The organism is Streptomyces sp. NPDC102441 (genome assembly GCF_044765585.1).
GTDB lineage: Bacteria > Actinomycetota > Actinomycetes > Streptomycetales > Streptomycetaceae > Streptomyces.
This window is the reverse complement of sequence record NZ_JBIWKH010000002.1, coordinates 22,280-34,621: the sequence shown is the minus strand read 5'-3', so window position 1 is coordinate 34,621 and position 12,342 is coordinate 22,280. Positions and strand designations below refer to the sequence as shown.

Sequence of the window (12,342 nt, the reverse complement as noted above, 5' to 3'; positions counted from 1 at the left end):
ACCGGATACGCTCGCCACAACACACCCGTGCAGCAGAGCGGTTGGGGGAGCCATGCGGGCGCGCGAGGTCGCCGGAGGGATGATCGGGGTGACCCTCGGGGCAGCGGTGCCGCTGGCTGCCTCGCTGGCCGGGAACGCCGCCACCGAGGCCGATCGCTGGCCCGGCTGGCTGGACGTCCTGCGACGCTACCCGTGGGTGTCGCTCGCCGCCGTGCTGGTGCTGACGGGGGCGCTGCTGGCCGTAGAGCGCCGGCGTGCAGCGGGCCCGACGGGGCGTCGCTCCACAGTGATCCCGCCCAGCACCGTACCGCAGCCCCCGCGGTGGATGGTCGACCGCGAGGAGACAGCGCGGGCCGTCGATGCCGTCCTCGCCGAGAACTCCGGCACCGTCGGCCTGACCACCGGCCTCCACGGCGCCGGCGGCTTCGGGAAGACCACCCTCGCCAAGGCTGTCTGTGCGGACGAGCGCGTACGACGCCGGTTCCCCGACATCCTCTTCGTCACGCTCGGGGGCGACCTGCGCGGCGGCCCGCGGATCGCCGCCAAGGCCGCCGAGGTGATTCGGCTGGTCACCGGCGAGGAGGCCCTGTTCCACGAGGACCCGGCGATGGCGGGGGCCCAGCTGGGGCGCGTACTGGACGAGTGGGGCCGGCCGCTGCTGCTCGTCCTCGACGATGTGTGGAGCGAAGCTCAGCTCGCGCCCTTCCTGATCGGCGGGCGCAGGTGCGTCCGCCTCGTCACCACCCGCATCCCCTCCGTGCTCCCGGACCACGCCCCACGCGTCCTCGTCGACCGGATGACCGACGAGCAGGCCGGGACCGTCCTCACCACCGATCTCAGCCTCTCCGGCGACCAGACGGCCGCCCTCCTCACCGCCACCGGCGGGTGGCCCCTCCTCCTCCGCCTGGTCAACCGCCGCCTCGTGGCAGAGACGGCCACCGGCCTCTCCCTCGCCGACTCCTGCGCCGAGACCCTGGCACTGCTGTGCGCCGCGGGGCCCGCCGGGGCCGATCTGGGCAGCGACCCCGAAGCCCTCGACCTCGACGACCCCGCCCAGCGGGAGAAGGCCGTCCGCGCCACCGTCGAGGCATCGGTCCGCCTCCTCTCCGAGACCTCGGGGGAACGCGAACGGCTGCTGGAACTGGGCACCTTCGCCGAGGACGAGGTGATCCCGGTGGAGCTCGTCTGCGCCATGTGGCGGGAGACGGCCGGGTACGAACCCGTCCGCTCCCGCGCGCTCTGCCGGCGCCTGCGGGACGTCGCCCTGATCGGCCTGAACGACTCCGGCGGCCTCCTCCTCCACGACGTCGTCCGCGACTACCTGCGCGCCGAGCTCGGCCCCGACCGCCTCACCGCCGCCCACGCCCACCTGATCGCCGGCGCCCGGCCCTCCCCGCCACCGACCGCTTGGTGGGATCTCCCGGAGGGCTACCTCCACGACCACCTGGTACACCATCTCGTCGAGGCCGGGCTGGTGTCCGAGGCGGACCAGCTCGTCGGCGACCTGCGCTGGGTCGAACAGCGAATCCGGCACCGGAACCAGAGCGCACCCTTCAACGACGCCCGGCTGGTCCCCACCGAGACGGCCGCCCGTCGGGCGAGCGAAATCTCGGCGGTGGCACACCTGATGGCCCCTGAGGACCCATGGGCCATCAGAGCCGCCACGCTGTACAGCCGCCTGGGCGGGCAGCCGCACTGGGCGGACCGGGCCACCGAGCGGGCCGCCGGCCTGCCGGGGCCGGCCCTCCTCAACCACCTTCCGCCGCCGGACCTGCCCGACCCGTCGGTCCTCAGGGTGCTGCCTGCCGTCAACCCCGTCATGGACGTCGGCCTGGCCCCGGACGGCGCCACCGTGACGGCGGTGGAGGGCGGCTACGTCAGGCAGTGGGACGTGGAGTCGGGCAGGGTGCTGTGGGGGCGCCCGTTCGTCCATGACATCGGCCTCCGTGACGGGCAAATGGGCTCGAATTGCGCGCTGAGCGCGGACGGGCGCTGGTTCGTCCACGTCCGCGTCCGTGGCGACGGCGTCGCCACGGTGTGGGAGGTCGGCACGGGGAACGAGCGCACGGCGGTGTGCCCGTTCGACTTCCTTGCCGGCGTGGCGGTCTCTCCGGACGGGGAGTGGGTCGCCTTCTGCTCCACGGACGAAGTGGCGGTGTGCCGTGTCGAGGACCCGAGCGGGCATGGTCGGCAGGAGGAGAGACCTCGACGTGCCGAACGCCCCGAAGGCCTCTTGCGCTGCTTGGCAATCTCCTCGGAGGGTGCGGTCACCGTGGTCCACGCGGGCCGCGCACTGGTTCTTCACGACTGGCGGGACAGGGACGAGGAGGACGGAGCGCCCACGACCCTGGGCGCGGGGGGCGTGCGGAACGTCGACGCTGCCGGAGACTTCCTCGTCTACGGCGTCGAGGACGACGCCCGCCTCCGCGACCTGCTGACGGGAGAGGAGCGCGGCTACCCCTGCGACCGAGGGAGCAGCCAGGTCGTCGTCTCGTCCGACGGAACCACCGTCTTCGAGTGCCTGAACTTCCGGAGTGGGGAATGGCGGCAGCTGCGGCGCGAAGGCGAGCCCGCGCTGCGGCGGGGGCAACACGGCGGCGCAGGGCCCACACACAACGTCGTGGTCAACGGGCATGGCCGGATGGCCAGGGGCGTACGGAGGGGAGTGTCCGTCTCCGACCCCGTCGCGGAGCTCGGTGAGGCGACACCCGACTCTTCGCGGCGTGTCCACACGGTCCCCCTGGCCTCGGGAGCGACCCTCGTGGTCTGGTCGCCGTGGCGGTGCGACCGCTGGGTACCCCGTTCTCCGGCTCCCGGGCAGAGTCCGGACTTCGGAGTCGCGGCCCCTCGCCCCGTGGACGACCTCCCGGAGCACTGGCAGGACCCGGTTGCCCAGGTCGGTCTCGTCCACCCTGATTCCGAGGCCTCTCTGCCGCTGATGAGTGGCTTCCCGGCGGGCGGTGCGTCCTGGACCCCCGACGGCAGCCTGATCGCCCTGCAAGGTGGCGACTCCGTCGAGCTGTGGGAGGTGGCGACCGGCGCCCGGCTGTTCAGTACGCGGATCGACGGCACTGTGACCGACGGCGCGCTCCTGACGGTCGCACCGGACGGCTCCTGGGTGTCCTCCGCCTGGCGACCTCTTACGTCGGCCCCCCTGTGGCAGCGGTCCCCCTGTACCGCGGTCCGCGTCTGGTATCGCGACGGCGGCACTCTCACCTTCGGCGCCCCACCCGGCCCGGGCGAGACGGGTTTTGCCCAATGCGCCGCCGCCCACCCGGACGGAGACAGCCTCCTGGTCGGCTGGTCGGGTGTTGTGGTGCTCCACGACCTGCCCACCGACACCGTTCTCGCGAGTCTCCCTCTCACCAATCCCGTCGACCTCGCCATCTCTCCCGACGGCACCTGGTTCTGCGTCGTCACCTCCAGGGGGCTCGTCGAGATCCGCTCCCTCCCGGCCCTCACTCTCATGGCCCGTCTCCACACCCCGTCCCCCTTCACCGCCTGTTCCCTCTCCGAGAGCCCCGACGGCTTCCTGGTACACGCCGACTCCGACCGGGGCGTCCACACCTACCTCTTCCGCCCGGGCCCCGAGGCTTGAGCTCCGGGATTCGGGGTTCGGGATGCGGGATGCGAGCCGCACTCTCCTGGTCCGCGAAGTGGCGGAGAAACACACCGCGGCGTCGGGCACCACGCCCCGCCGAGGCCCCTCCAGGGCCCGCCCGGCGCCCTCCCGCCCGTGGCCGGACCACGGCGTCCAGCACCCCCGCGAACCACCTGCGGCGCCCCGCCCAGAGCCGCCGTACACTCGCTCTGACCTGGGGTGATGACGCATTTCAGCCTAGAATCAGAGCCTCGGAAAGGGGGTTCCGGATGGACCGGAACGTGCGCTCCGTCGACGACGTACTGAAGCTCATGGACACCCTGTTCGCACCGGAGGCCGACCGGTGGACCAGCGGGGCCGGCGACTGGTGGGACGGGTTCTACGAGGACCGGTCGAAGCCCGTTCCGTTCTTCGTGGCGAAGCCCGACGAGAACCTCGTCTCGTACGTCGAACGGGGGCTGGTCGCCCCGGGGCGCGCGCTGGATCTCGGATGCGGCCCGGGGCGCAACGCACTCTGGCTCTCATCGCGCGGCTTCGAGGTGGACGCCGTCGATCTGTCGCCGGGGGCCGTCGCCTGGGCGAAAGAGCGCGCCCAGGAGGCAGGCGCGGACATCCGCTTCCACTGCGGCGACGCCTTCGCCGAGGGCGCGCCGTCCGGACCGTACGACCTGATCAACGACTCGGGCTGCTTCCACCACCTGCCACCGCACCGGCGCGTCAGCTATCTCCAGCTGGTGGAACGGTCCCTCGCTCCCGGCGGGCATCTCGCCCTCAGCTGCTTCGCCTCCGGCGCGATGGGCTCCGAGCTGCCGGACGCCGAACTCTACGGCGCACACGGGCTACAGGGTGGTCTCGCCTTCACCCCCGAGTCACTGCGCTGGATGTTCGAAGGGATGGAGGAGATCGAGCTGCGCCGGATGCGGGACGAGCCGGCCGACTCCCCCTGTTTCGGCGAGGACTTCCTCTGGGCCGCGCTCTTCAGGAAGCCCCGGCCGCTCAGTCGATGATCACCGTGGTCTCGATCTCCACCAGGTGCGCGGGGCCGGCGCCGCAATCCCCCGGGCGAGCGCACTCTGCGCTTCGGCGAGGTGCGGGGCGAGGTCGGAGAAAGCGGAATGGGGCCCGGCCCACAGGCCGGACCCCCCTCGCTTTCCCCCTCCGTCGGGCTTCCCGATCCCCCCGGACCCCTCCCCGGAAGTCCCGACGCGAAGTACGACCGGGGAGGGTGGGTAAAGGTTGCCCACCTTTACCATCTCTTTACGCAGGGTGGTTCTCGGGTGCCGAGTGCCGCGATCAGATGCGGACGGCCGCCTGGAAGCTGCCGATGGTCGACATCGACTCGTAGCGGACGTTGGTGCCCGGATACGGGGCGTGCAGCACGGTGTTGTTGCCCGCGTAGAGCCCCACGTGCGTGGTGTTGCTGAAGAAGACCAGGTCGCCCGGCTTCAGCTGGCTGCGAGCGATGCGGGTGCCTGCGTTGATCTGGGTGTACGTGGTGCGGGTGATCTGGGCACCGGCCTGGGCGTAGGCCCACTGGGTCAGGCCTGAGCAGTCGAAGGAGTCGGGTCCCGTGGCGGCGCGGACGTACGGCTTGCCCACCCGGGTGTTGGCGGCCTGGAGGGCGGCGGCACCGAGCGCGGACGCGGGGACCTCGTTGCCGAGTTCGACCGAGCCGCCTGCGGTGCTCCCGTCACCCTGGCCGCCCTGCCCGCCGATGTCGACCCGTTCGGCAGCGGCACGGCTGGCGCGCTCCTCGTCCGCGGCCATCTTCGCGCGCTCGGCGGCGGTGAGGGTGTTCAGCAGCTTCTGGGCGTCGGCGAGCTTCCCCTGGAACTGCTCCTTGCTCTTGCCGAGCGTCTCGCGGACCTCCGCGAGAGCGTCGAGCTTGCCCTGCGCCTCCTTGCGCTGCTGCGCGAGGGTGCGCTGCTTCGCCTGGACCTTCTGCAGTGACTCGGTCTGCTTGGCCGTCAGCTGGTCGAGCGCGGAGGCCTGGTCGAGGAAGCTGTCCGGGTCCGAGGAGAGCAGCAGCTGGACCGACGGGTCCAGACCACCGGAGCGGTACTGCGCGGTGGCGAGCGAACCGAGCTCCCGGCGCTGGATGTTGAGCTCGTCCTGACCGCGGGCGACCTTGTCCTGGAGCGCGTCGGCCTGCTTCTTGAGCTTGTCCTGCTGCTCCTTGGCACCGTTGTACTTCTCCGTGGCCACCTCGGCCTCGTGGTAGAGCTTGTCGACCTTCGCCTTGACCTCGCTCTTGGTCGGCTTGGGGTCGGCGTGGGCCGCCTGAGAGGTCAGGGCCACGGCCGCAGCGGCGGTCACGGTGAGCACGGTCACGCGGGTGCGGGACGGCTGCTTGGGACGACGGTGGGACGCCACGAAGGCGAGCTCCTTCTTCCTCGAGCCGCCTACCGGGCCATGAGGGACGGAAATCCCCGGCTCCGTGCACGTCACGGACGCGGCGGTTACTTCGCTGCCATCCCGGCTGGATGGTCGATCGTGCGAAGGTTCGAGGCTCGACTCTAGTAACCGTCTCGTGATCTACGCAATCTTCACAGGAAAGTCGTCAACATCGGGCTGAACGAGCCCTCCGGGGCCCGGTCCTCGGTACCGGGCCCCGGAGGGCTGTCAGCGGCGTGCAGCGGCGTGTTCGGCCGGGTGTCAGCAGGCGTGTTCCAGGTACCGTGCGGCGACCTCGGCGATCACTTCGGCTCCGTCACGGGCCCAGAGCCCCTCGTTGAAGATCTCGACCTCGATCGGCCCGTCGAAGCCGGTCGCCTCGACCTGCGCGCGCATCGTCCTGAAGTCCACACAGCCGTCGCCCAGTTGCCCTCGGCCCACCAGAACGCCCGCCGGAAGCGGAGTGATCCAGTCGGCCAGCTGGAACGAGTGGATCCGGCCGCCGGCGCCCGCCCGGTCGATCTGTGCGGCCACCTGGTCGTCCCACCAGATGTGGTAGGCGTCGACGACCACGCCGACCTGCTCGGCCGGGAAGCGCTCCGCGAGGTCCAGGGCCTGGGAGAGGGTGGAGACGACGCAGCGGTCCGAGGCGAACATCGGGTGCAGCGGCTCGATCGCGAGACGGATCCCCCGCTCGAAGGCGTACGGAGCCAGCTCGGCCAGTGCGTCGGCGATGCGCTCCCGGGCGGCGTGCAGGTCCTTCTCCCCGTCGGGGAGTCCGCCGGAGACCAGGACCAGGGTGTCGGTGTTCACACCCGCGGCCTCGTCGACCGCCGCGCGGTTGTCGTCCAGGGCGCGGGCGCGTTCGGCGGGGTCGGCCGCGGTGAGGAAGCCGCCGCGGCAGAGGCTGGTGACGGTGAGGCCCGCGTCCCTCATCAGCTGCCCGGCACGCTCGACGCCGTACGCCTGCACCGGGGCGCGCCACAGGCCGACGCTGCCGATGCCCGCCTTGGCGCAGCCCTCGACGAGCTCCGGCAGGGACAGCTGCCGGACCGTCTCCTGGTTGATGGAGAGGCGGGACAGTTCGCTGGTCATCGGCTTCCTCCGTGGACGGTCAGCAGGGCACGCATACGGGCCTCGGCCAGCTCGGGGTCCGGGAACAGGCCGAGCCGGTCGGCCAGTTCGTACGCCTTCGCCAGGTGCGGCAGCGAGCGCGCGGACTGCAGACCACCGACCATCGTGAAGTGGTCCTGGTGGCCCGCCAGCCAGGCGAGGAACACGACACCCGTCTTGTAGAAGCGGGTCGGGGCCTTGAACAGATGCCGCGACAGCTCGACCGTGGGGTCCAGGAGGGCGCGGAAGCCGTCCACGTCCCCGGTGTCCAGGACCCGCACCGCGTGCGCGGCCATCGGGCCCAGCGGGTCGAAGATGCCGAGCAGGGCGTGGCTGAAGCCCCGGTCGTCGCCCGCGATCAGCTCGGGGTAGTTGAAGTCGTCGCCGGTGTAGCAGCGCACCCCACTGGGCAGACGGCGCCGTACGTCGATCTCGCGCTCGGCGTCCAGGAGCGAGATCTTGATGCCGTCGACCTTGTCCGGGTGTTCCGCGATGACCTTCAGGAAGGTGTCCGTGGCGGCGTCGAGGTCCGAACTGCCCCAGTAACCCTCCAGTGCCGGGTCGAACATGGGGCCGAGCCAGTGCAGGACGACGGGCTCCGTGGCCTGGCGCAGGAGATGGGCGTACGTCTTCAGGTAGTCCTCGGGGCCGTTCGCGGCGGCGGCCAGTGCGCGGGAGGCCATCAGGATCGCCTGGGCGCCGCTCGCCTCGACCAGGGCGAGCTGCTCCTCGTACGCGGCGCGCACCTCGGGCAGGGTGGCGGGGCCGGTGAGCTGGTCGGTGCCCACACCGCAGGCGATCCTGCCGCCCACGGACTTCGCCTCGGCGGCGGAGCGGCGGATCAGCTCCGCCGCTCCGGCCCAGTCCAGGCCCATGCCGCGCTGCGCGGTGTCCATGGCCTCGGCGACACCCAGGCCGTGCGACCAGAGGTGGCGGCGGAAGGCGAGGGTGGCGTCCCAGTCGACGGCGACCGGGTCGTCGGGGCTGATGTCGGCGTACGGGTCGGCGACGACATGGGCGGCGGAGAAGACCGTACGCGAGGCGAGGGGCGCACCGGACGGTGCCAGGTCGAGCGGGGTGGCCCGGGGTTCGTAGGGCCCCTGGGGGAGGTGGATGGTCACAGGCTCAGCTCCGGTACGTCGAAGCGGCGGCCCTCGGCCGAGGACTTGAGGCCGAGCTCGGCGAGCTGGACGCCCCGGGCGCCGGCCATCAGGTCCCAGGTGTAGGGCTCGTCCAGGACGATGTGGCGCAGGAAGAGCTCCCACTGGGCCTTGAAGCCGTTGTCGAACTCGGCGTTGTCGGGGACTTCCTGCCACTGGTCGCGGAAGGGCTCGGTGACCGGGAGGTCCGGGTTCCAGACCGGCTTGGGAGTGGCCGAGCGGTGCTGGACACGGCAGTTGCGCAGGCCCGCGACGGCGGAGCCGTGGGTGCCGTCCACCTGGAACTCGACGAGCTCGTCACGGTTGACGCGGACCGCCCAGGAGGAGTTGATCTGGGCGACGGCGCCGCCGGCCAGCTGGAAGGTGCCGTACGCGGCGTCGTCGGCGGTGGCGGCGTAGGGCTTGCCCTGCTCGTCCCAGCGCTGCGGGATGTGCGTCTGCACGTGTGCCGAGACGCTGGTGACCTGGCCGAACAGCTCGTGCAGGACGTACTCCCAGTGCGGGAACATGTCGACGACGATGCCGCCGCCGTCCTCCGCGCGGTAGTTCCAGGAGGGGCGCTGGGCTTCCTGCCAGTCGCCTTCGAAGACCCAGTAGCCGAACTCGCCGCGCACGGAGAGGATCTCGCCGAAGAAGCCGCCGTCGATGAGGCGCTTCAGCTTGAGCAGGCCCGGGAGGAAGATCTTGTCCTGGACGACGCCGTGCTTGATGCCGGCGTCACGGGCGAGGCGGGCGAGTTCGAGCGCGCCCTCGACGTCGGTGGCGGTGGGCTTCTCGGTGTAGATGTGCTTGCCGGCGGCGATCGCCTTCCTGATGGCCTCGACGCGGGCCGAGGTGACCTGGGCATCGAAGTAGATGTCGATGGACCCGTCGGCGAGCACCGCGTCCAGGTCGGTCGACCACTCGGTGAGGCCGTGCTGGCCGGCGAGTGCCTCCAGCGCGTGGGCGCGGCGGCCGACGAGCACGGGTTCCGGCCACAGCACCTCGCCGCCGCCGAGGTCGAGGCCGCCCTGCTCGCGGATCGCGAGGATCGAGCGCACCAGGTGCTGCCGGTATCCCATGCGTCCCGTGACGCCGTTCATGGCGATGCGCACTGTCCTGCGTGTCACGAAAGTTCCTCCATACAGCCGTAGCAAGCGCTTTCTATACGGTATGACGCTAGCCTGCCGACAGTGGCCCGGACAAGGGGGGCCGCTCCACAACTCCTCGGAGGAGAGCGATGACAGTCACCCTGGCGGACGTTGCGGCCCGCGCCCGGGTGTCCCCGGCCACCGTGTCCCGTGTCCTGAACGGCAACTACCCGGTGGCCTCGTCCACCCGGGAGCGGGTCCTGCGTGCGGTGGACGATCTGGACTACGTACTGAACGGCCCGGCCAGCTCGCTCGCCGCCGCCACGTCCGACCTGGTGGGCATCCTGGTCAACGACATCGCCGACCCGTTCTTCGGCATCATGGCCGGAGCGGCGCAGAGCGAGATCGGCGGGCCCGGCGACGGATCCGGCCGCGCGGGCGGCGAGAAGCTCGCCGTCGTCTGCAACACGGGTGGCTCCCCCGGCCGCGAACTCACCTACCTCACCCTGTTGCAGCGCCAGCGTGCCGCGGCCGTCGTCCTGACCGGCGGCGCGCTGGAGGACCCCGCCCACCAGGCCTCGATGGCGGTGAAGCTGGCCAGGCTCGCGGACGCCGGCACCCGGATCGTGTTCTGCGGACGCCCTCCGCTGCCGGGCACCGACGCGGTGGTCGCCGCACTGACCTTCGACAACCGGGGCGGCGCCAGGCGCCTCACCGAGCATCTGATCGCCCTGGGACACCGCCGGATCGGCTACGTCGCCGGGCCCCTGGAACGCACCACGACCCGGCACCGCCTTGAGGGCCACCGCGAGGCCATGAAGGCGGCGGGACTCTACGGGGACGAGGAGAACGTCACCGTGCACGGCCCGTACGACCGGACCTCAGGCTATGACGCCACGCTCGAACTCCTGCGCCGCGAACCCGAGGTGACGGCCGTCGTCGCCGCCAACGACACCGTGGCACTCGGTGCCTGTGCGGCGGTCCGGGACCGCGGGCTCCGCATTCCCGAGGACGTCTCCGTGGCCGGCTTCGACGATCTGCCGTTCTCGGTGGACGCCGTACCCGCCCTGACGACCGTACGGCTGCCCCTGTTCGAGGCGGGGGCGCGGGCCGGCCGGCTGGCGATGGGCAAGGAGACACCCCCGCCGGGAGGTACGGCGACGATCGCCGCGGAGCTCATGGAACGGGGATCGACGGCGCCGCCCCGGGTGGGATGAGGAATCTCCCCCGCGAACACGGGTACGAGTCAGGACCGCACCGATGAAAGGACAGACATCTTGAAGCTCGCTTTCTCGACCCTCGGCGTTCCGGGGATGCCCGTGGCGGACGTGGTGCGGCTCGCCGCCGGGGCCGGCTACCAGGGTGTGGAGCTGCGCGCCCACCCCGAGGAGCCGGTCCACCCCGGCCTCACCCCGTCCGAACGAGCCGCCGTCGCCGACGAGTTCAAGCGGGGCGGCGTGGAGATCCTGACCGTCGCCGGGTATGCGAGGGTCGCCGCCGAGGGCGACGACGAGCCGGTACTCGCCGAGCTCGCCGCGCTGGTGGAGCTGGCGCACGACCTGGGCGCGGCGTACGTCCGGGTGTTCCCCGGCGGCGGGGACCAGGATCCGGCGGACGCCGACGCGACCGCCGCACGACGGCTGGGGGCCGCCGCCCCGCACGCCGCCGACCAGGGGGTGAGGATCCTCCTGGAGACCCACGACTCGCACCGCGCCGGAGCCGACGTGGCCCGCGTGGCCGGGACCGTCGGGCACAAGCAGATCGGCGCGATCTGGGACGTCATGCACACCTGGCTGGCCGGCGAGGAGCCCGCGGCCAGTCACGCGGTGCTCGCCCCGCACCTGGGATACGTACAGGTGAAGGACATCGCCTCCGCCGAGGACACCACGCCGCTGGCCCTCGGTGCGGGGGTGCTGCCCCTGAAGGCGTGCCTGGACAAGCTCGATCAGGACGGCTGGGTCTGCTGGGAGTACGAGAAGCGGTGGTACGCCGGGGCTGCGGATCTGCCGGGTCTGCTGGCAGCGGGCCGGGAGCACGTGCTGCGGCTGGGCGCGCCGAAGCAGTAGGTCAGGCCGGCGCCCGTTCGGCCTGTTCGGCCTCCGACAGCGGTGGAGCGGCGACGCGGCGGGGCCTGGCCAGGGAGGTCAGGGCCACTCCGCCGACCAGCAGCGCCGCCGCGCACCAGCGCAGAGAACTGACCGGCTCGCCGAGGAAGAGCGCGGCCGAGGACATTCCGAAGACGGGCACGAGCAGGGTGAACGGGGCCACGGACGAGGCCGGGTGGTGGCGGAGCAGGAAGCCCCAGGCCCCGAAGCCGAACACCGTGGAGATCCAGGCGCCGAAGACGACGGCCCCTGCGCCGCCCCAGTCGAGCGCGGCCAGCGCCTCCACGTCACGGTCCCAGCCCTCGAAGAGCAGGGACAGGCCGAGCAGCGGCAGGACGGGCACGGTCGAGACCCACACCATGAAGTTGAGGGGGTCCGGTGGAGCCGCCCTGCGGGTGATCACATTGGAGACACCCCAGCAGGCCGCCGCCAGGATCACCAGGCCGAAGGCGATGACGGGTCCGTCCGCGCCCTCGTCGACTGCGGCGACCCCGATGCCCGCGAGCGCGACGCCCATGCCCAGGACGCGTGTTCTGCCGGGCCGTTCGGACAGGACCAGGGCCGCGAACAGGGCGGTGAAGACGGCCTGGACCTGGAGGACGAGGGAGGAGAGCCCGGCGGGCATCCCCTGGTCCATCCCGATGAAGAGCAGCCCGAACTTGGCCACCCCCAGGGCGAGGCCCACGCCGATGACGAACTTCCACGCCACCGTCGGCCTGCCGACGAGGAACACGGCGGGCAGCGCGGCGACAAGGAAGCGCAGGGCGGAGAAGAGCAGGGGCGGGAAGTGGCCGAGACCCAGCTCGATGACGACGAAGTTGACACCCCAGACGGCGGCGACCAGCGCGGCCAGGGCGATGTGGAGGGGACGCATGGACCGAGCATCCGATGCGGGGACC

At 71.8% G+C, this 12,342-nt stretch carries 9 protein-coding genes; 4 read left to right on the top strand and 5 right to left on the bottom strand.

The features are described 5' to 3' along the window. Positions 1 to 52: 52 nt before the first annotated feature. Both ACIREO_RS03735 and ACIREO_RS03730 read left to right on the top strand, forming a co-directional pair. A complete protein-coding gene (locus ACIREO_RS03735; protein WP_404104552.1) occupies positions 53 to 3,598 on the top strand; it encodes an NB-ARC domain-containing protein in 3,546 nt (1,181 codons plus the stop codon). Between the two features lie 272 nt (positions 3,599 to 3,870). Further along, positions 3,871 to 4,608 (top strand): class I SAM-dependent methyltransferase, encoded by a 738-nt coding sequence (locus ACIREO_RS03730; protein ID WP_404104549.1) that lies wholly within the window; start codon positions 3,871 to 3,873, stop codon positions 4,606 to 4,608. Positions 4,609 to 4,894: 286 nt separating this feature from the next. Here the strand turns inward: ACIREO_RS03730 and ACIREO_RS03725 are convergent, their stop codons facing one another. The 4 genes from ACIREO_RS03725 to ACIREO_RS03710 all read right to left on the bottom strand — a co-directional run bounded on the left by ACIREO_RS03725 (position 4,895) and on the right by ACIREO_RS03710 (position 9,377). Continuing rightward, positions 4,895 to 5,974, bottom strand: coding sequence for an NlpC/P60 family protein (locus tag ACIREO_RS03725; RefSeq protein WP_404104547.1), 1,080 nt, complete (start codon positions 5,972 to 5,974; stop codon positions 4,895 to 4,897). Between the two features lie 282 nt (positions 5,975 to 6,256). Continuing rightward, positions 6,257 to 7,090, bottom strand: a complete 834-nt coding sequence (locus tag ACIREO_RS03720) for a sugar phosphate isomerase/epimerase family protein (protein WP_404104545.1) — start codon at positions 7,088 to 7,090, stop codon at positions 6,257 to 6,259. Further along, on the bottom strand, positions 7,087 to 8,229 hold the full coding sequence (locus ACIREO_RS03715) for a dihydrodipicolinate synthase family protein (protein ID WP_404104542.1): 1,143 nt from the start codon (positions 8,227 to 8,229) through the stop codon (positions 7,087 to 7,089). The genes ACIREO_RS03720 and ACIREO_RS03715 overlap by 4 nt, the downstream gene beginning before the upstream one ends. Beyond that, entirely contained in the window at positions 8,226 to 9,377 is a 1,152-nt protein-coding gene (locus ACIREO_RS03710) for a Gfo/Idh/MocA family protein (protein WP_404104540.1), read from the bottom strand. The genes ACIREO_RS03715 and ACIREO_RS03710 overlap by 4 nt, the downstream gene beginning before the upstream one ends. Positions 9,378 to 9,487: 110 nt before the next feature. Here ACIREO_RS03710 and ACIREO_RS03705 point away from each other — a divergent pair, with 110 nt between their 5' ends. Both ACIREO_RS03705 and ACIREO_RS03700 read left to right on the top strand, forming a co-directional pair. Further along, entirely contained in the window at positions 9,488 to 10,555 is a 1,068-nt protein-coding gene (locus ACIREO_RS03705) for a LacI family DNA-binding transcriptional regulator (protein ID WP_404104537.1), read from the top strand. A 60-nt stretch (positions 10,556 to 10,615) separates the two neighbouring features. After that, positions 10,616 to 11,404: a sugar phosphate isomerase/epimerase family protein gene (locus ACIREO_RS03700; protein WP_404104535.1), complete on the top strand. Its 789-nt coding sequence runs from the start codon at positions 10,616 to 10,618 to the stop codon at positions 11,402 to 11,404. A gap of 1 nt (position 11,405) precedes the next feature. On the opposite strand, the gene ACIREO_RS03695 is transcribed toward ACIREO_RS03700, so the two are convergent. Continuing rightward, positions 11,406 to 12,317: an EamA family transporter gene (locus tag ACIREO_RS03695; RefSeq protein ID WP_404104533.1), complete on the bottom strand. Its 912-nt coding sequence runs from the start codon at positions 12,315 to 12,317 to the stop codon at positions 11,406 to 11,408. Positions 12,318 to 12,342 lie beyond the last annotated feature (25 nt).

Excerpts from the sequence above, each read along its gene's own strand:
- ACIREO_RS03705 (WP_404104537.1), top strand. The coding sequence starts at position 9,488 with ATGACAGTCACCCTGGCGGACGTTGCGGCCCGCGCCCGGGTGTCCCCG.
- ACIREO_RS03735 (WP_404104552.1), top strand. The coding sequence starts at position 53 with ATGCGGGCGCGCGAGGTCGCCGGAGGGATGATCGGGGTGACCCTCGGG.
- ACIREO_RS03695 (WP_404104533.1), bottom strand. The coding sequence starts at position 12,317 with ATGCGTCCCCTCCACATCGCCCTGGCCGCGCTGGTCGCCGCCGTCTGG.
- ACIREO_RS03730 (WP_404104549.1), top strand. The coding sequence starts at position 3,871 with ATGGACCGGAACGTGCGCTCCGTCGACGACGTACTGAAGCTCATGGAC.
- ACIREO_RS03720 (WP_404104545.1), bottom strand. The coding sequence starts at position 7,090 with ATGACCAGCGAACTGTCCCGCCTCTCCATCAACCAGGAGACGGTCCGG.